The organism is Streptomyces azureus (genome assembly GCF_001270025.1).
Lineage (GTDB): Bacteria > Actinomycetota > Actinomycetes > Streptomycetales > Streptomycetaceae > Streptomyces > Streptomyces azureus.
Genome location: NZ_DF968215.1, coordinates 1 through 20,587 on the forward strand (window position 1 = coordinate 1; position 20,587 = coordinate 20,587).

The 20,587-nt window shown below is 71.2% G+C and carries 17 protein-coding genes and 2 pseudogenes; 7 read left to right on the forward strand and 12 right to left on the reverse strand.

Annotated elements, in window-relative coordinates; genetic code table 11:
• A pseudogene (locus AOQ53_RS05430) lies at window positions 1-188 on the reverse strand (cytochrome ubiquinol oxidase subunit I); the annotation flags it as partial.
• Complete coding sequence (ctaC, locus tag AOQ53_RS05435; RefSeq protein WP_059415432.1) at window positions 185-1,150, reverse strand: aa3-type cytochrome oxidase subunit II; 966 nt, start codon at window positions 1,148-1,150, stop codon at window positions 185-187. The pseudogene AOQ53_RS05430 and the gene ctaC, both read right to left, overlap by 4 nt.
• A gap of 289 nt (window positions 1,151-1,439) precedes the next feature.
• On the opposite strand from ctaC, the gene AOQ53_RS05440 reads away from it, so the two are divergent.
• On the forward strand, window positions 1,440-2,819 hold the full coding sequence (locus AOQ53_RS05440) for a cysteine desulfurase/sulfurtransferase TusA family protein (protein ID WP_078945167.1): 1,380 nt from the start codon (window positions 1,440-1,442) through the stop codon (window positions 2,817-2,819).
• Between the two features lie 65 nt (window positions 2,820-2,884).
• Here AOQ53_RS05440 and AOQ53_RS05445 read toward each other — a convergent pair whose 3' ends face one another.
• Entirely contained in the window at window positions 2,885-3,859 is a 975-nt protein-coding gene (locus AOQ53_RS05445; protein ID WP_059415436.1) for a carbohydrate kinase family protein, read from the reverse strand.
• Between the two features lie 133 nt (window positions 3,860-3,992).
• Here AOQ53_RS05445 and AOQ53_RS05450 point away from each other — a divergent pair, with 133 nt between their 5' ends.
• Window positions 3,993-4,202, forward strand: coding sequence for a hypothetical protein (locus AOQ53_RS05450; RefSeq protein WP_059415437.1), 210 nt, complete (start codon window positions 3,993-3,995; stop codon window positions 4,200-4,202).
• A 146-nt stretch (window positions 4,203-4,348) separates the two neighbouring features.
• Window positions 4,349-6,199 (forward strand): hypothetical protein, encoded by a 1,851-nt coding sequence (locus tag AOQ53_RS05455; protein ID WP_059415438.1) that lies wholly within the window; start codon window positions 4,349-4,351, stop codon window positions 6,197-6,199.
• Window positions 6,200-6,280: 81 nt separating this feature from the next.
• On the opposite strand, the gene AOQ53_RS05460 is transcribed toward AOQ53_RS05455, so the two are convergent.
• Window positions 6,281-6,637, reverse strand: a complete 357-nt coding sequence (locus tag AOQ53_RS05460) for a HesB/IscA family protein (protein WP_010037217.1) — start codon at window positions 6,635-6,637, stop codon at window positions 6,281-6,283.
• 283 nt (window positions 6,638-6,920) lie between these two features.
• On the opposite strand from AOQ53_RS05460, the gene nadA reads away from it, so the two are divergent.
• The gene (nadA, locus tag AOQ53_RS05465) at window positions 6,921-8,105 is read left to right on the forward strand and encodes a quinolinate synthase NadA (protein ID WP_059415450.1); all 1,185 of its coding nucleotides are present in this window, start codon (window positions 6,921-6,923) and stop codon (window positions 8,103-8,105) included.
• 18 nt (window positions 8,106-8,123) lie between these two features.
• On the opposite strand, the gene AOQ53_RS05470 is transcribed toward nadA, so the two are convergent.
• From AOQ53_RS05470 to AOQ53_RS05495, 6 genes are all read right to left on the reverse strand, one after another.
• Window positions 8,124-10,295, reverse strand: coding sequence for a protein kinase domain-containing protein (locus AOQ53_RS05470; protein WP_059415439.1), 2,172 nt, complete (start codon window positions 10,293-10,295; stop codon window positions 8,124-8,126).
• A 117-nt stretch (window positions 10,296-10,412) separates the two neighbouring features.
• A complete protein-coding gene (locus AOQ53_RS05475; RefSeq protein ID WP_059415440.1) occupies window positions 10,413-13,532 on the reverse strand; it encodes an efflux RND transporter permease subunit in 3,120 nt (1,039 codons plus the stop codon).
• 159 nt (window positions 13,533-13,691) lie between these two features.
• Window positions 13,692-14,375, reverse strand: coding sequence for a response regulator (locus AOQ53_RS05480; protein WP_059415442.1), 684 nt, complete (start codon window positions 14,373-14,375; stop codon window positions 13,692-13,694).
• Window positions 14,372-15,589, reverse strand: a complete 1,218-nt coding sequence (locus AOQ53_RS05485; protein WP_059415443.1) for a sensor histidine kinase — start codon at window positions 15,587-15,589, stop codon at window positions 14,372-14,374. The genes AOQ53_RS05480 and AOQ53_RS05485 overlap by 4 nt, the downstream gene beginning before the upstream one ends.
• 202 nt (window positions 15,590-15,791) lie before the next feature.
• Window positions 15,792-16,070, reverse strand: a complete 279-nt coding sequence (pspAA, locus tag AOQ53_RS05490) for a PspA-associated protein PspAA (protein ID WP_059415444.1) — start codon at window positions 16,068-16,070, stop codon at window positions 15,792-15,794.
• Window positions 16,071-16,093: 23 nt separating this feature from the next.
• On the reverse strand, window positions 16,094-16,879 hold the full coding sequence (locus tag AOQ53_RS05495) for a PspA/IM30 family protein (RefSeq protein ID WP_078945169.1): 786 nt from the start codon (window positions 16,877-16,879) through the stop codon (window positions 16,094-16,096).
• A 336-nt stretch (window positions 16,880-17,215) separates the two neighbouring features.
• On the opposite strand from AOQ53_RS05495, the gene AOQ53_RS05500 reads away from it, so the two are divergent.
• Window positions 17,216-17,815, forward strand: coding sequence for a DUF3043 domain-containing protein (locus tag AOQ53_RS05500; protein ID WP_059415445.1), 600 nt, complete (start codon window positions 17,216-17,218; stop codon window positions 17,813-17,815).
• Between the two features lie 83 nt (window positions 17,816-17,898).
• Window positions 17,899-18,600 (forward strand): class I SAM-dependent methyltransferase, encoded by a 702-nt coding sequence (locus tag AOQ53_RS05505; RefSeq protein ID WP_059415446.1) that lies wholly within the window; start codon window positions 17,899-17,901, stop codon window positions 18,598-18,600.
• Between the two features lie 52 nt (window positions 18,601-18,652).
• Here the strand turns inward: AOQ53_RS05505 and AOQ53_RS05510 are convergent, their stop codons facing one another.
• A complete protein-coding gene (locus AOQ53_RS05510) occupies window positions 18,653-18,865 on the reverse strand; it encodes a hypothetical protein (RefSeq protein ID WP_059415447.1) in 213 nt (70 codons plus the stop codon).
• 230 nt (window positions 18,866-19,095) lie between these two features.
• Between AOQ53_RS05510 and AOQ53_RS05515 the strand changes: the two genes are divergently transcribed.
• The gene (locus AOQ53_RS05515; RefSeq protein WP_059415449.1) at window positions 19,096-20,295 is read left to right on the forward strand and encodes a bifunctional adenosylcobinamide kinase/adenosylcobinamide-phosphate guanylyltransferase; all 1,200 of its coding nucleotides are present in this window, start codon (window positions 19,096-19,098) and stop codon (window positions 20,293-20,295) included.
• 105 nt (window positions 20,296-20,400) lie between these two features.
• Here AOQ53_RS05515 and AOQ53_RS05520 read toward each other — a convergent pair.
• Window positions 20,401-20,587 (reverse strand): annotated as a pseudogene (locus AOQ53_RS05520) (class I SAM-dependent methyltransferase); the annotation flags it as partial.

Below are 20,587 nucleotides of genomic sequence, written 5' to 3' on the forward strand. Positions count from 1 at the left end.
GCCATCACGCCACCGATGACGAAGAACGCGAACGACGTCACCAGGTACAGCGTGCCGATCGTCTTGTGGTCCGTCGTCGTCAGCCACTTGATGACCACGCTGCCGCGGTTCTGGCGCCTGACCGGCAGCTCGTCCTCGTAGTGGGACCCTGCTGCCGCGGCACCCTGGGGTTCGTTGAGGATGCTCACAGGTTGTTCGTCTCCCGGTTCTTCTCGTGGCTCGTCTGCGCGATGCCGGCGGGAACGTAACCGGTCTGCTGCTTGTCCACGAGGTCCTTGAGGTGCTGCTCGTAGCGCTCGGGGGAGACGACCTTCACGTTGAACAGCATCCGAGAGTGGTCGACGCCGCAGAGCTCGGCGCACTTGCCCAGGAAGGTGCCCTCCTTGTTGGGGGTCACCTCGAAGGCGTTGGTGTGGCCCGGGATGACGTCCTGCTTCATCAGGAACGGCACCACCCAGAAGGAGTGGATGACGTCACGCGAGGTGAGGACGAAGCGGACCGTCTTGCCCTTGGGCAGCCAGAGCGTCGGACCCGGGTTGTTGGTCTGCGGGTTCCGCGTACCGGGGGTACCGCAGTCGTAGACGCCGCCGGCGTTGGCCGGGAAGGCGTCCTTGTACCGCTGGGGGATCGCGTCCAGCTCCGGGGACTTCTTGGCGTCACCGGTGGAACCGGCGACCGGCTCGACGTAGTTGAAGCACCAGCTCCACTGGAAGCCGACCACGTTCACCGTGACGTCGGGCTTCTTCTTGAGGCTGAGCAGCTCGGACTCGTCACGGGCGGTGAAGTAGAACAGCACCGAGACGATGACGAGCGGGACGACCGTGTACAGCGCCTCGATGGGCATGTTGTACCGGGTCTGTGGAGGAACCTCGACCTTGGTGCGGCTGCGCCGGTGGAAGAAAGCACTCCACAGGATCAGACCCCACACCAGCACGCCAACGGCGAGCGCAGCCGCCCAGGACCCCTGCCACAGGGAGAGGATCCGCGGAGCCTCTTCCGTGGTCGGGGTGGGCATACCAAGGCGGGGGAAGTCTTCCCAGTTGTACGAGCAACCGGTGGCTGTCGCCAAGACCAGGCCCGCGGTCAGTGCCTGCAGCAGCTTCCGCCGCATCGGGCGCCGCGGCGAGCGGTCGGAGCCGTTGGGACTCACGTAGCGCCTTCCCGAGAGTCTCGCCCGCGCGGATCGGCTGCGGCCTGGCCTTCTCGCTGGTCGGTCGCCGCCCTGCGTCGGGCAGGGGTTTGGATGTTTATGCGGACCAAACCCTAGCCGACGCCCTCCGGGGGTTCGCGGGGAGGGGGGCGTTCGCGCGCCGTCGGTCACCCCGAAGGGGTGGGGTGGGCGCTCTCATGGGTTGGGAGTGCGGCTTGTGGGGCGAGTGCGGGTGGTTGGGGGCCATTCGCGCAGTTCCCCGCACTCCTTGGGGCGTTAGCGTTGCTGTGTGGCCTACTTCGATGCTGCTTCCTCCGCTCCTTTGCATCCCGTTGCTCGTCAGGCGCTGTTGGCCTCGCTCGACGAGGGGTGGGCCGATCCTGCCCGGTTGTATCGGGAAGGGCGGCGGGCCCGGATGGTGCTGGACGCGGCGCGGGAGGCTGCTGCCGAGGCGGTGGGGTGCCGGGCGGACGAGCTGGTCTTCACCTCGTCGGGGACCCGGGCCGTTCATTCGGGGATCGCGGGGGCGTTGGCCGGGCGGCGGCGGGTCGGGCGTCACCTGATCGTGTCGGCGGTCGAACACTCCTCCGTACTGCACTCGGCCGAGGTGCACGAGGCGGCCGGCGGGACGGTCACGCAGGTGCCGGTCGACCGGGGCGGGGCGGTGGATCCGGCGGCGTACGGCGATGCCCTGCGCGCGGACACGGCACTGGCCTGTCTCCAGTCGGCCAACCACGAGGTGGGGACCGAGCAGCCCGTGACCGAGGCGGCCGAGGTGTGCCGGGCGGCGGGGGTGCCCCTGCTGGTGGACGCGGCGCAGTCGCTGGGGTGGGGGCCGGTGGAGGGCGACTGGTCCCTGCTCGCGGCCAGCGCGCACAAGTGGGGTGGCCCGGCCGGGGTCGGCCTGCTCGTCGTCCGCAAGGGTGTTCGGTTCGCACCGCAAGGGCCGGTGGACGAGCGGGAGTCGGGGCGGGCGGCCGGTTTCGAGAACATCCCGGCGATCGTGGCGGCGGCCGCGTCACTGCGGGCCGTACGGGCCGAGGCGGCCGAGGAGGCCCTGCGGCTGCGCGAGCTGACGGAGCGGATCCGGGTACGGGTGCCGCGGGCGGTGCCGGACGTCGAGGTAGTCGGCGATCCGGTGCGCAGGCTGCCCGGGGTCGTCACGTTCTCGTGTCTCTATGCCGACGGGGAGGTTCTCCTCCACGAGCTGGACCGGGAGGGTTTCTCGGTCTCGTCCGGCTCGTCCTGCACCAGCAGCACGCTGACGCCGAGCCATGTGCTCCGGGCGATGGGCGTGCTGAGTGAGGGGAACGTGCGGGTGTCGCTGCCGCCGGGGGCCGCCGAGGAGGATGTCGAGCGGTTCCTGACCGTCCTCCCCGGGGCCGTGGCGGCGGTGCGGGAGAAGCTGGGGGCGCCGGTCGCCACCGAGGTCGCCCACGAGCAGGACGTCCTGGTCGTCGACTCTCTCGGCAAGCGCTGTCCGATTCCGGTGATCGAGCTGGCGAAGGTCATCGGCGATGTGCCCGTGGGCGGGCTGGTACGGGTCCTCGCCGACGACGAGGCGGCCCGGCTGGACATTCCGGCGTGGTGCGAGATGAGGGGGCAGGAGTACGTCGGCGAGGAGCCGGCGGACAAGGGAACGGCCTACTTGATCCGCCGGGTGGGCTGAGTAGCCCAGGGGCGCGGGGAACTGCGCGAACAGCCCCCCACGCACTCGCAGCCGAAAACTGCTGATCAGGCCAGATGCGCCTGAACCTCCTGCGCAGCCTCGTCCCCGTACGCCTTGGTGAACCGCTCCATGAAGTGCCCGCGCCGCAGCTGGTACTCCTGCGTCCCCACCGTCTCGATGACGAGAGTCGCCAGCATGCAGCCGACCTGGGCGGCACGCTCCAGGGAGACGCCCCACGCGAGGCCCGAGAGGAACCCCGCACGGAAGGCGTCGCCGACGCCGGTCGGGTCGGCCTTGCGCTCCTCCTCCGGGGTACCGACCTCGATCGGGTCCTCGCCGGTCCGCTCGATCCGGACACCCTGCGCGCCGAGGGTGGTCACCCGGTGGCCCACCCTGGACAGGATCTCCGCGTCGGTCCAGCCGGTCTTGGACTCGATGAGGCCCTTCTCGTACTCGTTGGAGAAGAGGTACGTCGCCCCGTCCACCAGGATGCGGATCTCCTCGCCGTCCATACGGGCGATCTGCTGGGAGAAGTCGGCGGCGAACGGGATGGACCGGGAGCGGCACTCCTCGGTGTGCCGGAGCATGGCCTCCGGGTCGTCCGCGCCGATGGAGACCAGGTCGAGACCGCCGACGCGGTCGGCGACGGTCTTCAGCTCGATGAGGCGAGCCTCGCTCATGGCGCCGGTGTAGAAGGAGCCGATCTGGTTGTGATCGGCGTCGGTCGTGCACACGAAGCGGGCGGTGTGCAGCGTGTCGGAGATGCGGACGGAGTCGGTGTCGACGCCGTGCCGGTCGAGCCAGGCCCGGTACTCGTCGAAGTCCGCGCCCGCGGCGCCGACCAGGATCGGGCGGGTGCCGAGCTGTCCCATACCGAACGCGATGTTCGCGGCCACGCCGCCGCGGCGGACGTCGAGCTTGTCGACCAGGAACGACAGCGAGACCGTGTGCAGTTGGTCCGCTACGAGCTGGTCGGCGAAGCGGCCGGGGAAGGTCATGAGGTGGTCGGTGGCGATGGAGCCGGTGACTGCGATGCGCACGGCGTGGACTCTCCTGAGGGAGGGCGGACCTTGACACTTCACGCTATCGGGTGGGCGGCGCCGCTCTGAAGGCATCGAAACTACCCGATAGTAGATCTTTCTCCGTGAGGTCCGACGTGCATACGGTGCGGATATGACGAACCTCAAGCTCCAGGTGCCCGTTCCGGTCGATCTCGAAGGCGACCTGGCGTCGCTGCCGGGTGACGGGGCCCGGATGGCTCCCCACTGGGCGGTGCCCGACCGGGTCGCCTCCCGCCCGGTGTCCCCGGCCTTGATCCACGGTGTGACCGTACCCCCGGCGTCGGCGCGGATGCTCGACGCGATGTCGGACTACGGGGACTGAGGGGAGCTTTACCGGGAACCGTGCGCTCCCCCGCTGCGTCCCATCGCTGTCCCCCGTAAAGGGGATGCGGGATACGACCCGACAGTGGCCCGTTTCGGACCGGGCCGGGTCCCGTGGGACAGCTGTGCAGCCGAAGGAGCGATGCGGTGAACACCGAGCGACCCGACAACGACGACGACGCCAGGGAAGCGGGCGGCGCCGGATCCGCCGACACCCCGGAGGTCGAGGAGCGGGGTTCGGCGGACACCCCTGAGGCCGCCGAGGCCACAGGGGCTTCCGAGACGCCGGGTGATGACGCTCAGGCTTCTGAGGCGAAGGCGGAGGCCACGGACGACGCCGAGGCGACCGAGGCCGGTGGCGCCGAGGCGGCCGAGGCCGGGGAGGACGACGCGGTCCCGCCGGTCGAGGAGTCCAGCACATCGGAACCCGAAGCCGAGGAAGCCGATACCGATGGTGCCGGCGTCCAGGAAGCCGGCTCCGGCTCGGACCCGGAAGCAGACGCGGAAACGCCCCCCGCACCCCGCGGCGACCTCCCCCGCGAGGAAGAGCACCCGGTCCGTCCGGGCAGTGGGCGGTCGCGGACGCCCGCGATCATCGCCTCCGTGGCCGCCGCCGTGCTGCTGATCGGCGGTGGTGGGGCCTGGCTGGCAGCCAGCGCCTCCGGCGGATCCGAGGGTGGTGCGACGTCCGGCGCGCCCGGTGGGGACGACACTCCCCCGCCGCTCGCGCTCGACGGGTACTCGGAATCGACCTCGGGCGGTGGCAACGGCGTCGCACCCGGCGAGCCCAACCCCTACGGCGCCACCTACCGGGTCGACGGCCCGCTTCCGGACGGTCCCGGCGAAGCCCCGGTGTACCGGGCGCAGGGCACGGTCACCAAGGAGGACGTGGCCCGGCTGGCGAAGGCCCTCGGCGTCGAGGGGTCACCGGTGGCCCAGGGCGAGGCCTGGAAGGTCGGGGCAGGTCAGGACGGTTCCGGACCGAGCCTCCAGGTGAACAGGCAGGCACCGGGAGCCTGGACCTTCAGCCGGTACGCCCCGGGCACCGACAACTGCAAGGGCACCGACGCCTGCTCCGCTGAGCAGTCCGGCGGCAGCCCGGTGAGCGAGGCGGAGGCCGAGAAGGCCGCGGCGCCCGTGCTGAAGGCGGTGGGTCAGGACGACGCGAAGCTGGACGCCAGCCAGGTCATGGGCGCCCAGCGGGTGGTGAACGCCGCTCCCGAGGTCGGCGGACTGCCCACGCACGGCTGGACGACCGGGGTCACGGTCGGCTCCGACGGCGAGGTCGTCGGCGGCAGCGGTCAGCTGAAGACGCCGGTGAAGGGGGACACGTACCCCGTGGTCGGCGCGAAGAAGGCGCTGGAGCTGATGGAGGAGCGGCCGACGGGCGACCACCGCATGGGCATAGGCGGCTGCGCGCGCCCCGTGCCGCTGAAGGACCGGCTGGAGCAGCCCTGCGAGTCGCCGGCGAGCGGCGCTCCCGAGAAGGACGCCGTGACGGTGCAGGGCGCGGTGTTCGGGCTGGCCTCACACTTCGTGGACGGGCGGCAGGCGCTGGTGCCGTCCTGGCTGTTCGAGGTGACGGCGCCGGGCGCGAAGGACCCGTTCACGGTGACGTACCCGGCGGTCGACCCGAAGTACCTGGCCTCTCCCACGCCGAACGAGCCGAGTGACAAGCCGACGTCGGCTCCCGAGCCGCGTGACGTCAAGGTGGACGGCTACCGGGCCGAGGGCTCGGAGCTGACCGTGACCTTCGGGGGCGGGGTGTGCTCCGACTACGACGTCAAGGCGAGCGAGAGCGGGGGCGAGGTGAAGGTCACAGTGACCTCGACCCCGTGGCCGGACAAGGTCTGCATCCTGATCGCGAAGCAGTTCCAGCAGACCGTGCAGCTGGACGAGCCGCTCGGCGACCGCGAGGTCGTGGGCTCGAACGGCAAGGCGGTCCCGCTGGCCAAGGAGGGCGCGCGGCTGCCGGCTCCCCCGACGCGGGAGCGGTAGGGCAGCGCGAAGGCGGCGGCCCGGTCGGAGGGGGCCGCCGCCTTCGTCATGTCCGCGGCCGCGGGAAGCGGCTCGGCAGGCTCAGCTGAAGGAGTCGCCGCAGGCGCAGGAGCCCGTCGCGTTCGGGTTGTCGATCGTGAAACCCTGCTTCTCGATCGTGTCCACGAAGTCGATCGTGGCGCCGCCCAGGTACGGGGCGCTCATGCGGTCGGTGACGACCTTCACACCGCCGAAGTCCTTCTCCACGTCACCGTCGAGGGAACGCTCGTCGAAGAAGAGCTGGTAGCGCAGGCCGGAGCAGCCGCCGGGCTGGACGGCGACGCGCAGCGCGAGGTCGTCGCGGCCTTCCTGGTCGAGCAGTGCCTTGACCTTGGACGCGGCGGCGTCGGTCAGGATGATGCCGTCGGTGACGGTGCTGGTCTCGTCCGATACGGACATCTACATCTCTCCCGGGTTGTACGGAGACTGCTTGCCGACGGTTCCAACCGGCGGGGCCGCGGATTCATTCCGGGCCGGGCGCTCGATCTCGGCTCCTCTTCATGCTCGCACACCCGCCGGGAACCGGAAAACGGCTCTTTCCGGGCTTTCCCGGGAATGAACGGCGGCTCTCCGGGATTCACGTCACACAGACGCTATGGGCATCGTCAAAGTGACGTGAACCGGTTATGATAGATAGCGTCAATTCGACGAAAAGTCGCCGGAAACAGAAAGGGTGCGTGTCGTGACCACCGCCCAGACCCAGGAGCTCGACGTACAGCCGACGCCCCTCGCCCTGCTGCTCCTCGGCCGTGAGGCCGACCCCAGGAGCGAGCGCGGTGTGGAGTGTCCCGGCGACCTGCCCTCGCCGTCCGACCCGGACCTGGTGGAGCGCGCCCGCAAGGCGAAGGAGAAGCTCGGGGACAAGGTCTTCGTGCTCGGCCACCACTACCAGCGCGACGAGGTCATCCAGTTCGCCGACGTCACGGGGGACTCCTTCAAGCTCGCCCGGGACGCGGCGGCGCGTCCGGAGGCCGAGTACATCGTCTTCTGCGGTGTGCACTTCATGGCGGAGTCCGCGGACATCCTGACGTCCGACGACCAGAAGGTCGTCCTGCCCGACCTCGCCGCCGGCTGCTCGATGGCCGACATGGCGACGGCCGAGCAGGTCGCCGAGTGCTGGGACGTGCTGACCGAGGCCGGGATAGCCGAGCAGGTCGTGCCCGTCTCGTACATGAACTCGTCCGCCGACATCAAGGCGTTCACGGGCAAGCACGGCGGCACGATCTGCACCTCCTCGAACGCCAAGCGCGCCCTGGACTGGGCCTTCGAGCAGGGCGAGAAGGTGCTCTTCCTGCCGGACCAGCACCTCGGGCGGAACACGGCAGTGCGGGACATGGGCATGTCCCTCGACGACTGCGTCGTCTACAACCCGCACAAGCCGAACGGCGGGCTGACGGCAGACGAGTTGCGCGCCGCGAAGATGATCCTGTGGCGCGGCCACTGCTCGGTGCACGGCCGCTTCAGCCTGGACTCGGTGAACGACGTGCGCGAGCGCATCCCGGGCGTGAACGTCCTGGTCCACCCCGAGTGCAAGCACGAGGTCGTGGCCGCGGCGGACTACGTCGGCTCGACGGAGTACATCATCAAGGCCCTGGAGGCCGCGCCGGCCGGCTCCAAGTGGGCCATCGGCACGGAGCTGAACCTGGTCCGCCGCCTGGCGAACCGTTTCGCGCCCGAGGGCAAGGAGATCGTCTTCCTCGACAAGACGGTCTGCTTCTGCTCGACCATGAACCGCATCGACCTCCCCCACCTGGTCTGGGCCCTGGAGTCGCTGGCCGAGGGCAACCTGGTCAACCGCATCGAGGTGGACAAGGAGACGGAGGCGTTCGCGAAGCTGGCCTTGGAGCGGATGCTGGCGCTGCCGTAACCCTCGCCCGGCCCATCGTCACCCCGAGTGCGGTTTCCGCTCGGGGTCGGCGGGGTCGAGACTGAAGACGCCGCCGCCCGGTGTGGCCACGACCAGCGTCCGCCCGTTGACCAGCGCTTCGGGGCCGATGTCGCCAGGGGACAGCTCCAATTCGATACGCGGCGGTGTCTGCCACAGCGGTGTGCCCTCGCGTGCGTCGAAGGCCGCTATCCGGCCGTCGGGGCCTGCCACGTATACGACGCGCGTACGCGCGTCGTATACCGCCGCACCCGGCTGCGCCACGCCGCTCCGGGTCTGCCACAGCACACTGCCCGTCCAGGGCGACACGGCGGTCACCTCGCCGCCCGACGAGGTGAACCACACGGTGCTGCCGGCCAGGGTCGCGTTTCCGTGCAACTTCTCCGCCAGCTTCGTCATGGTGAGGGACCCCTTGTCCATCAGCACGATGTCGTCGTAGGCGGTGTCACCGCCCGGCCCCACCGTCCGGCTCCGCTTCAGGAAGACCAGGTGTCCGTCGTAGGCCCCGAGCAGGTCGGTGTCGTCCGCCGGTGTCGTGAGCCGCCGCGTCGAGCCGTCGGCGAGGTCCAGCGCGACGACGAGGGAGTCCTGGCGGTCCCCCTGCGACTGCGAGACGCACTCCAGGTACAGACCCCCGCCGGCCGGGGTGAGCAGGCAGGAGTGGCCCGCCGGGAGTGGGGCCGTCCAGCGTTCCGTGCCGGTGCGCGGCGAGTGCGCGGTCAGTGAGCGGCCGCTGCCGCCGTCCGGCAGCACCACAAGGCCGCCGACGACGACCGGGGCGGCGTGCACGTCGTTGACCGTACGCGACCACAAGCGATCGCCCGTCCTGGCGTCGAGCGCGACGACACTGGTCAGGTCGTCGTCGAACGAGCCCCGCGGGCCTACCTGCAGCACCAGCACGGTGTCGTCGCGGACCCCGAGGACGGTGGAGGAGTACGTCCCCTCACCGGTCCCGGCGGGTGCGGCGGCCCGCCAGACGGTCCTGCCGGTGCGCCCGTCCAGGCGTACGGGAAGAATCCGGTCGCCGCCGCAGTAGACCGCGCCCTCGTACACCTGGCAGCCCGGCCCGGGGGCATCGGCGTCGATGACGTCCAGGGCCTGCTTCGCGCCGCGCGGGGCCGACTCGTACACAGTGGTCTGCCAGGGCCGCCAGCTCTCCGGGCTTCCGTTGCCCGCCCGTCCCGGGCCGATCAGCGAATAGGCCGTCAGTGCGAGCACGATGGCACCGACCGTGCCGATCGCCGCCGACAAGGGCCAAGGGCGTCCGCGGGCCTTGATGTCCGTCGGGTCGGCCCCGCTCCCGGTGCGGGATGCCGACTCCTCCGGCCGCAGGATCACGGTGGACGAGTCGCCCGCCTCCGGCTCCGGCGGGGCAGTCGCGAGTTCCCTGGCCAGTTCGTCGAGTCCGGGCCGGCCCGCGGGGTCCTTGCTCAGGCAGCGCTCCAGGAGCCCGCGCAGCGGCTGCCCGACCTCCTCCAGCACGGGTGCGTCGTGAACCACCCGGTAGGCCGTCAGGTACGGGCTGTCCGCGTCGAAGGGGCCGCGGCCGGTCACGGCGTACACCAGCAGGGACCCAAGCGAGAAGACGTCCGACGCCGGGCCGACCGTACGGGCGTCGACGAGCTGCTCCGGGGACATGAAGGGCGGTGTGCCGATCATCTGGCCGGTCTCGGTCAGCGTCTGGTGGTTCTCCGCCGCGCGGGAGATGCCGAAGTCGATGACCCGGGGCCCGTCCTCGGCGAGCAGGACGTTGGCCGGTTTCAGGTCCCGGTGCACCACACCGGCCCGGTGGATGTCGCGCAGTGCCTCGACCAGGCCCAGTGCCAGCTCGCGTACTTCGGCGTCCGGGAGGGCTCCCCGGTCGCGGATCCGCCGGGCGAGCGAGGGCCCGGGCACGTACTGGGTCGCCATCCAGGGCCGCGCCGCCTCGGGGTCCGCGTCCAGGACCGGTGCGGTGAAGGCTCCGCTGACCTTGCGGACGGCCGCGATCTCCTGCCGGAACCGGGTGCGGAAGACGGCGTCCGCGGCGTACTGGGCATGCACCACCTTGATGGCCACGTCACGACCCGAACGCGCCCTGCCCCGATAGACGACGCCCATGCCCCCGGCCCCGAGCCGGTCGAGCAGCTTGTAGCCGCCGACCGACCTCGGGTCGTCGCTGTGCAGCGGCACGCCCGAATCCCCTTCCCCCGTAAAGCCGTTCAAGGCCCACAGGATACGTAACGGGACATGAGGGCGGCCGGGCACCGACCATGAGGTCCGGTGCCCGGCCGCCGCCGGATCAGGCCGTCACACGCCCGCGCGCTCCGGCTCCGCCGCGTCCGTGCGCTGGGCCGGAAGGCCCTTCTTCGCCGCGCGCTTCTTCGCCCGGCGCTCCTTGCGGAGTTCGACCATCGCGTACAGCGTCGGCACCAGGAGGAGGGTCAGCAGCGTGGACGTCACCAGGCCGCCGATCACGACCACGGCCAGCGGCTGGGCGATGAAGCCGCCCTCGCCGGTGATGCCGAGGGCCATCGGGAGCAGGGCGAAGATCGTCGCCAGGGCGGTCATGAGGATGGGCCGCAGACGGTGGCGACCGCCCTCGACCACGGCCTCGACGACGCCGTAGCCCTGCTTTCGGTACTGGTTGATCAGGTCGATCAGCACGATCGCGTTCGTCACCACGATGCCGATCAGCATCAGCATGCCGATCATCGCGGGGACGCCCATCGGGGTGCCGGTCGCCACCAGGAGGCCGATCGCGCCGGTGGCCGCGAACGGGATGGAGACGAGCAGGATCAGCGGCTGGACCAGGGACCGGAAGGTGCCGACCAGCAGCATGAAGACGATCGCGATGGCCGCGAGCATCGCCAGACCCAGGTTGGCGAACGCCTCCTCCTGGTCCTCGGAGACACCGCCGATCGACGCCGTGGCGCCGTCCGGGAGCTTCAGCGCGTTGATCTCGGACTGGAGCTTGGTGCTCACCGCGCCCGTGTTGTCGCCGGTCGGCTTCGCGGTGATGGTGGCCGCGCGCTGGCCGTCGATGCGGGTCATGGACACCGGGCCGTCGACCAGCTTGACCGTCGCGATGTCGCCGAGCTTCACCGCGCCGCCCAGGCGCAGGTCCTGAAGCTGCTTCAGCGTCTTGGCGGGCTTCGCCGAGCGGATGACGACGTCGCGCTCGGTGTCGTCCAGGACCGCCTTGGCCGCCGGGGTACCACGCACCGCCTGGGCGACGGCGGCGCCGAGGGTCTGGTCGTTGAAACCGGCCGCGGCGGCCTTGTCGTTGGCCTTCACCGAGATGCGCGGCACGCTGGTCGACAGGTCGCTGGTGACGTCCGTGACGTCGTCGAGCGAGGCGACCGTCTTGCGGACCTGTTCGGACGCCGTGCGCAGGACGCCGGCGTCGGCGGCCTTCACCACCACGCTGAGGTCCTGGGCGCCGAAGCCGTCACCGGCGGAGATGGTGGTCGTGCCGATGCCCTTCAGCCCGGCGAGGCCCTTCTCGATGCTGTCCTGGACGTCCTCGTACGACGCCGAGTCGTCCAGCATCACCTGGTACGAGGCCTGGTTGGTGTCCGTACCGCCGCCGAAGGCCGCCATGAAGCCGGACGAGCCGACCGTGACCTGGTAGTCCTTCACGCCCTCGGTGCCGGAGAGGAGCTGCTCGACCTTCCTGGCCTGGGCGTTGGTCGCCTCCAGGCTGGTGCCGGGCTTCAGCTCCTGCTTGACGGTGAGGACCTCGACCTCGCCCTGGTCGAAGAAGTTCGTCTTCAGCAGCGGCGCCATGCCGAACGTACCGACCAGGACGACGATCGCGATGGCCACGCTGGTGAGCCGGCGGCGGGTCGCGAAGCGCAGGACCGGGACGTAGATGCGCTGGAGGCGGCTCTTGGCCTCCTTCTCCTCGGCGAGCCTGCGGGCCTCGTCCGCGTCCTCGGGGGTGCCCTTCGGGGGCCGCAGGAACCAGTACGACAGGACCGGCACGACCGTAAGGGAGACGAGCAGGGACGCCAGCAGCGCGGCCGTGACCGTGAGGCTGAACGAGCCGAACAGCTCGCCCACCATGCCGCCGACCAGGCCGATCGGCAGGAACACGGCGACCGTGGTGAGCGTCGAGGACGTCACCGCGCCCGCGACCTCGCGGACCGCGTTGAGGATGGCCGAGTTGCGCTCCTCGCCGTAGCCGAGGTGGCGCTTGATGTTCTCCAGGACCACGATCGAGTCGTCGACGACCCGGCCGATGGCGATGGTCAGCGCGCCCAGCGTCAGGACGTTCAGCGACAGGTCGCGAGTCCACAGCACGATCAGGGCGAGGACCACGGACAGCGGGATGGACACCGCCGTCACGAGGGTCGAGCGGATCGAGGCCAGGAAGACCAGGATCACCAGGACGGCGAAGAGCAGACCGAGCGCGCCCTCGGTGGTGAGGCCCTTGATGGACTTGGACACGGCCGGGCCCTGGTCGCTGACGACCGTGAGGGCCGCGCCGGAGCCGAGGTCCTTGCGGAGGTCGGGGAGCTTGTCCTGGACGGCGTCGGAGATCGCGACCGCGCTGCCGTCGCGGTCCATGGTCACGGCGACGGCGAGGCTGGGCTTGCCGTCGGTGCGGGTGATGGAGTCGGCCGGGGCCTCCTGCTGCTTCACCGTGGCGACGTCGCCGAGGCGCACCGGCTTGCCCTTGCCGGGCTCGCCCGTGACCATCAGGCCCTGGATCTGCTTCAGCGAGGTGAAGCCGCCGCCGACCTGGACGGTGCGGTTGGCGCCCCCCTCGTCGAAGGAGCCGGCCGGGACGGTCGCGCCGCCCGCCTGGAGCGCCTGGGCGAGGGACTGCGAGGTGAGGCCCGCCTTCGCCAGCTTCGCGTCGTCGGGGGTGACGGTGACCTGGAGGTCGCGCACTCCGTCGACGGTGACCTGGCCGACGCCGTCGATGCTCTTCAGGTCCGGCACGACGGTCTTGTCGAGCTGGTCGGCCAGGGCCTGCTGGTCCCGGTCGGAGGTGACGGCGAGGACGACGGTCGGGATGTCGTCCGTGGAACCGGCGACGACCTGCGGGTCCACGTCGTCCGGGAGCTGGACGCGGGCCCGGTTGACGGCCTGCTGCACATCGGCGACGAGCTGTTCGGTGCCGTTGCCGTAGTCGAAGGACGCCATGATCACGGCGTTGCCCTCGGTGGCGGTGGAGGTCACGCCGCTGATGCCGTCGACGGCTTCGAGGCTGTCCTCGATGGGCTCGACGACCTGCTTCTCGACCACGTCCGGGGACGCGCCCTGGTACGGCGCCAGCACGGACACCATGGGCAGTTCGATGGTGGGCAGCAGCTGCTGCTTGAGCTGGGGTATCGCGATCGCCCCGAAGACGAGCGCGATGATCGACATCAGCCCTATCAGGGCCCGTTGCGCGAGGCTGAATCTCGACAGCCAGGACATGGGTCAGGGTCTCTCTTCTGTTTAGCGGCAGAAGCGGCAGCGGGCGCGCAGATGAGCACCCGCCCTTACACCCTGAGCCATCGGCGAGGCCCGTTCCGTAGGCCCCAAGTCCCGTTCCTTATACGGCGCATACTCCGGCCGCAGTACGTCCGGTCGAGCTCACTCCACCCTTGGACGGACCAGGCCGGACTCGTACGCGATGACCACGAGCTGGGCCCGGTCCCGGGCGCCCAGCTTGGCCATGGCCCGGTTGACGTGCGTCTTCACCGTCAGCGGGCTGACCTCCAGCCGCGCGGCGATCTCGTCGTTGGAGTGGCCGCCCGCGACCTGGACCAGCACTTCGCGCTCCCGCCCGGTGAGCGAGTCGAGCCGCTCGCTGCGGGCCGGGTCGCGGTCGCCCGCGTCAGGGTCCTCCTGGGCGAGGAAACGGGCGATCAGACCGGTGGTGGCCGCCGGGGACAGCAGGGCCTGACCGCCGGCCGCGGTCCGGATGGCGGTCAGCAGTTCCTCGGGCTCGGCGCCCTTGCCGAGGAAGCCGGAGGCGCCCGCGCGCAGCGACTGCACGACGTAGTCGTCGACCTCGAACGTCGTCAGGATGACCACGCGGACGTCGGCGAGGTCGGGGTCGGCGCTGATCACGCGGGTCGCCGCGAGACCGTCGGTGCCGGGCATCCGGATGTCCATGAGGACGACGTCGGCGCGCTGCTCCTTCGTCATCCGTACCGCCTCCGCGCCGTCGGAGGCCTCGCCCACCACCTCCATGTCGGGCTCGGAGTCGACGAGCACACGAAAGGCGCTGCGGAGCAGCGCCTGGTCGTCGGCGAGCAGGACACGGATCGTCATGCGGGGTCCTCCCCGGGTGCGCGGCTCTTGACCGGCAGGATCGCATGGACACGGAAACCGCCGCCGTAGCGGGGACCGGTGGTGAGGGTGCCGCGCAGGGCGCTGACGCGTTCCCGCATGCCGAGCAGCCCGTGCCCGCCGCCGCTGCCCGGTTCGTCGTCCTCGCCGCTGCCGTCGTCCAGGACGGTGATCTCGATGTTGGGTCCGACCCGTACGACGCTGACCTCGGCCTTGGCCTGCGGCCCGGCGTGCTTCTGCACGTTGGTGAGGGCCTCCTGGATGATCCGGTAGGCGGCCAGGTCGACGGCTGCGGGGAGGGGGGTGCCCTGGTCGGCACGGGCGACCTCGATGTGCAGGCCGGCGTTGCGGAAGGTGCCCGTGAGTTCGTCGAGGCGGTCCAGGCCGGGGGCGGGTTCGGTGGGGGCCTCCGGATCGCCGGACTGTCTGAGCAGTCCGACGGTGGCCCGGAGCTCGTTGAGGGCGGAGCGGCTGGCCTCCCGGACATGGGCGAGGGCCTCCTTGGCCTGGTCGGGGCGCTTGTCCATGACGTGCGCGGCGACGCCGGCCTGGACGTTGACCAGGGCGATGTGGTGGGCCACGACGTCGTGCAGGTCGCGGGCGATACGCAGGCGCTCCTCGGCGACCCGGCGGCGGGCCTCCTCCTCGCGGGTGCGTTCGGCGCGTTCGGCGCGTTCGCGTATGGCCTGGACGAAGGCGCGGCGGCTGCGGACCGCGTCGCCGGCGGTGGCGCCGATGCCGGTCCAGGCGAAGATCGCTAGGTTCTCCTGGGCGTACCAGGGCAGGCTGCCGGCGGCCATGGCGGAGCCGGTCAGCACGGTCATGGTGAGCAGGCCGACGCGCCAGGTGGTGGGGCGGTCGGTGGTGGAGGCGACGGTGTACAGGGCGATGACCGCGGACATGGCGACGGGGGCGCGGGGGTCGCCGGTGACGGACTCGATGACGGAGACCGTGCCGGTGAGGCAGAGGACCGTCATCGCGGCGCGGCGACGGAAGACCAGTGCGGCGGCGCCGAGGGCCATGAGGACGAGGCTGAGGAGGTCGGGGGTGCGGAGGGCCCAGCTGACGCTGTCACGGTGGCGGGGCTCGACGAACGACCCGGCGACCATGCAGACCAGGACGCCTGCGGCCAGGACCGCGTCCATGGCCAGGGGGTGTGCCTTGGCCTGGCATTTGACCCGCTGGAGGGTGCTCACGGGGGTTTACGGTAGCTGGGCGGGGTGCGCGGGGGTATGGGGGTCGGGCGAGAGGTTCTCGGGGGCAGAACAGAGGCACGGCGCTTGCGCGACCCTGCTCTGCGGGGTGCCGCCGCGCCCGCCCTCCCCCAAGCTCTCGGCTTCGCTCGAGCAGGGGGACCCCCATCGCCCCAGGCGGCACGAACGCCCGCGGTTACGCAATTCAGCCCGGAATCAGGCCGTCGTCGCTCAGCAGCTCCCTGACTTCCTCCAGGGTCGCGTCCGGGGACGGGAGGATCAGTTCCGATGGTTCCAGGGAGTCGTCGGGCAGGGGTTCCCCCAGGTCTCTGACCCTGCTCAGCAGGGCCTGAAGGGTGCGGCGGAAGCCGGGGCCGTCGCCGTTCTCCATTTCGGCCAGGAGTTCGTCGTCCAGCTTGTTCAGTTCGGCGAGGTGGCCGTCGGCCAGCCTCACCTGGCCCTCCCCCATGATCCGTACGATCATGTCGCCCTCCTAGGCGTGGGCCCCTACTGCTTGTCGAAGCGCGGGGTGTCCTGCGGCTGCTGCTGGGACTGCTGCTGGTTCGTGCCGCCTTCGAGGGCCTGCTGCCCGCCGCTCGAGCCGCCGGCCAGCTCGGCCTTCATGCGCTGCAGTTCCAGCTCTACATCCGTACCACCGGAGAGCCGGTCCAGCTCGGCTTGGAGATCGTCCTTGTGCATGCCGGAGGGGTCCTCCAGGGCACCGGAGGCGAGAAGCTCGTCGATGGCGCCGGCGCGGGCCTGGAGCTGGGCCGTCTTGTCCTCGGCGCGCTGGATCGCCAGGCCGACGTCGCCCATCTCCTCGGAGATGCCGGAGAAGGCCTCGCCGATGCGGGTCTGCGCCTGGGCCGCCGTGTACGTCGCCTTGATCGTCTCCTTCTTCGTACGGAAGGCGTCGACCTTGGCCTGGAGCCGCTGGGCCGCCAGGGTGAGCTTCTCCTCCTCGCCCTGGAGCGTCGCGTGCTGGGTCTCCAGGTCGGTCACCTGCTGCTGGAGGGCGGCCCGGCGGGACAGCGCTTCGCGGGCCAGGTCCTCACGGCCCAGCGCGAGCGCCTTGCGGCCCTGGTCCTCCAGCTTGGTGGACTGGGACTGCAACTGGTTCAGCTGGAGCTCCAGACGCTTGCGCGAGGTCGCCACGTCGGCGACACCGCGGCGGACCTTCTGGAGCAGCTCCAGCTGCTTCTGGTACGAGTAATCGAGGGTCTCGCGCGGGTCCTCGGCCCGGTCAAGGGCCTTGTTCGCCTTCGCGCGGAAGATCATCCCCATACGCTTCATGACACCGCTCATGGGCTTCGCGCGCCCCCTTCTGACCGACTCCGGCTCCAGCTCCTGCGACAGAACCCACAGTACGGGCCCTGCATCCATTACCGCACTGTTCGGGGACGGATGCGCTCATCCCCAAGGACGACTGAGCACGCTCCCGCTCCGGCGTAGGGAGTAGGTGGCCCCCGGGGTCACCGGGGATACCCCCGGTTACCGAAGCCGTACATCCCGGGAACGACCGGGTGCGTACACAACGTCCCCTCTGTCCCCTTACAGACGACTGGTGTTGCCGGATCGTTCCCCACGGGACTGGGGTCCATGCCCGGGAAGCCCTTACCCTTGGGTTTTGTGTTCCGTAGCCGTGCGAAGGATGAGAAGGCCCAGGCAGCCGACAAGGCGCCGGTGAACTTCTCCAAGCAGCCCCGCGACCCGCAGGCCCCGAAGGGCAGGCCCACGCCCAAGCGCAGTGAGGCCCAGTCCCAGCGCCGCAGCGTCGCCAACACGTCGATGACGCGGAAGGAGGCCGCCAAGCGGCAGCGCGAGGAGCGCCGCAGCGCGCTGGAGCGCCAGCGCCAGGCGCTGGCGAGCGGCGACGAGCGCTACCTGCCCGCGCGTGACAAGGGACCGGTCCGCCGGTTCGCGCGCGACTTCGTCGACTCGCGGTTCAACATCGCGGAGTTCTTCCTGCCGATGGCCGTGGTCATCCTCGTGCTGAGCATGGTGCGGGTGGCGGCGCTGCAGAACATCGCGCTGCTGCTGTGGCTCGTGGTGATCGTGCTGATCGTGCTCGACTCGTTCGTCACGGCGTTCCGCCTGAAGAAGCAGCTCAGCGAGCGCTTCGCGGACGAGAACAAGCGCGGTGCGGTCGCCTACGCCCTGATGCGCTCTCTCCAGATGCGCCGGCTCCGGTTGCCGAAGCCGCAGGTCAAGCGCGGAGAGCGGCCCTGACCGCGACGTCGTTCTCCGGGGGCGCGGCGGATGCCTGGCTGGACAAGCTGGGCGGGCTGCGCGATGTCGTCCGGCAGGAGCTGGTGGCCCGGCAGCTGGACGAGCAGATAGTCGGGCGCTTCCCGGTCGGGAAGCGGCTGCGGGTGCTCGACGTGGGCATGGGCCAGGGCACGCAGGCGCTGCGGCTGGCCCGGGCCGGGCACCAGGTGACCGGTCTGGAGCAGGACGCGAGGATGATCGCCGTGGCCCGGGAGTCCCTCGCCGGGGAGCCGGAGGGCATCCGGGAGCGGATGCGGATCATCGAGGGCGACGGCCGGGACACCGGCGTGCACTTCCTGCCGGGCAGTTTCGACGTGGTGCTGTGCCACGGCGTCCTCATGTACGTGGAGGAGCCCGACCCGCTGCTGGCGGGCCTGGCCCGGATGCTCGCGCCGGGCGGGCTGCTGTCCCTGCTCGTGCGCAACGGGGACGCGCTCGCGATACGGCCGGGGCTGTCCGGCGACTGGGCGGGCGCGCTGGCCGCTTTCGACACGACCGCTTACCGCAACCGCCTGGGGCTGGACGTACGGGCCGACCGGCTGAAGGACCTGACGGCGACGCTCGCCGGGATCGGGGCGCCGCTGCACGCCTGGTACGGGGTGCGCGTGTTCACGGACACGGCGGCGGACGGCGCCGAGGTCCCGGCCGACGTGGAGACGCTGCTCGCGGTGGAGGAGAAGGCCGGGCGGACGGATCCGTACCGCGGGGTGGCGGCGCTGCTGCACCTGTGCGGCGTACGGGGCTGACCGCCACCCCGGCGGAGTGGGCGAGGGCCGTCCGCCGGCCCCCGCCCCGGGCTCACGCCTCGGTCGCGTGCAGGCTCATCGGCCCGTAGATCTCCGTGGCGTCCTCGAACAGCCGCACCTGGTCGGCACCGCCTTCCAGCAGGGCCTTCCAGTGCTCCCCGATCCAGGACTCGGCGTCCCCCTGGGTGGGGAACTCCTCCGGCGGCACCGCGGGCTGGACCTCCGTCCCGTCGGTCTTCTCGAACCGCCACGTCCATGCCGCCATGTACGCCTCCCATGTGTGTGAGCACACTGCACAGCGAAAGCCGGATCTTGGTCCGGCTCCTGACCAGAGCCTATGCGCTCCGCGGAGTGTGCCGTCAGAGGACTGCGGGTGACCACTTTCGCGCGGGTTCTCACGTACGAACTCGTACGGACCCCCTCCAGGGGCTCCATACGGCGCTCCGTACGGGCTCCAGGCGCGCAGGAGCCGCGCGAGCACGCGAAAATCGGTGCGTGGAACTCACTCTCCTCGGCACCGGCGCCCCCGCGGGACTCCCCCGCCCCGACTGTCCCTGCGCGGCCTGTGCGGCCGCCCTCGGCCCTGACGCGCGGGCGGCCACAGCGCTGCTCCTGGACGGGGCGCTGCTGCTCGACCTGACGCCCGGAGCCGCGTTCGCGGCGGCGCGGGCGGGCCGTTCCCTGACCGGCGTACGGCAGGTGCTGCTGTCGCATCCGCACGACGGGCCTGCGGTCGAGGTGCCGGCCGGGCTGCCGCAACCCGGACGGGTGCCGGACGGACGGGAGTTGACGCTGCTGACGGGGCACCGGGTGCGGGCGGTGGCGATGGACGCGCCGGGCACGGGGTACGCGGTGACCGGGCCGGACGGGCAGCGGCTGCTCTACCTGCCGCCGGGCGGGGCGCCGGCGGGGCTCGAGGAGCCGGCCGAGTCGTACGACATGGTGCTGACGGACGTCGTAGGGCGGCCGGACGCGCTGGCGAAGCTGCGGGCGGTGGGTTCGGTGGGGCCGACGACCGATGTGATCGCCGTCCATCTGGACCACGACGTGCCGCCCGGGCCGGAGCTCGGGCGGCGGCTCGCGGCGGCCGGGGCGCGGGCCGTGCCGGACGGGACGACGCTGGCGGTGGGGGCGTACGAGGACGTGCCGGACGTGCCGCGGCGGACGCTGGTGCTGGGCGGGGCCCGGTCGGGCAAGTCGGTGGAGGCCGAGCGGAGGCTGGAGGCCTTTCCGGACGTGCTGTACGTGGCGACGGGCGGGTCGCGCAACGGGGACACCGAGTGGTCGGCGCGGGTTGCCGCGCACCGGGAGCGGCGGCCGGGGTCGTGGCGGACGGTCGAGACGTGCGATCTGGTGCCGTTGCTGAAGGAGGAGGGGCCGCCGTTGCTCATCGACTGTCTGTCGTTGTGGCTGACGGATGCGATGGATGCCGCGGGGGCGTGGGACGACGCGGTGTGGGCGGAGCGGGGGGAGAAGGCGTTGCGGGAGCGGGTGCGGGAGTTGACGGAGGCGGTGCGTTCTACTCGGCGGACCGTTGTCGCCGTGTCGAACGAGGTGGGGTCGGGGATCGTGCCGTCGACCGCGTCGGGGCGGCGGTACCGGGATGAACTCGGGCGGTTGAACGCGGGGTTCGCGGACGAGTGTGAGCATGTGCTGTTGGTGGTGGCGGGGCAGGCGGTGGTGCTGCGGGGGTGAACCGTGCCCGGCGTCTGGGCTGGGGCCGGGTGGTGCGCGGCTCGGCACGACGAGGTGCCGCCGCGCCCACCCGTGCCGCCCTCAGCCGGCACGAATGCCCGCAGCTCAGCCCGCGGCCAGGGCGGGTTTGCGGGCGATCAGGCGGTACGTGTTCGCGAAGCGGGTGCGGCGGGCCAGTGGGGCGATGAGGTGGTCTGCGACCGCTGCCAGGGCCACCAGGGGGATGCCCGCTCGGAGGAGGGCCGTGCGGGTGTGGTGGTGGAGCGGGGGCGGGGGGGTCGCTCGCCAGGGG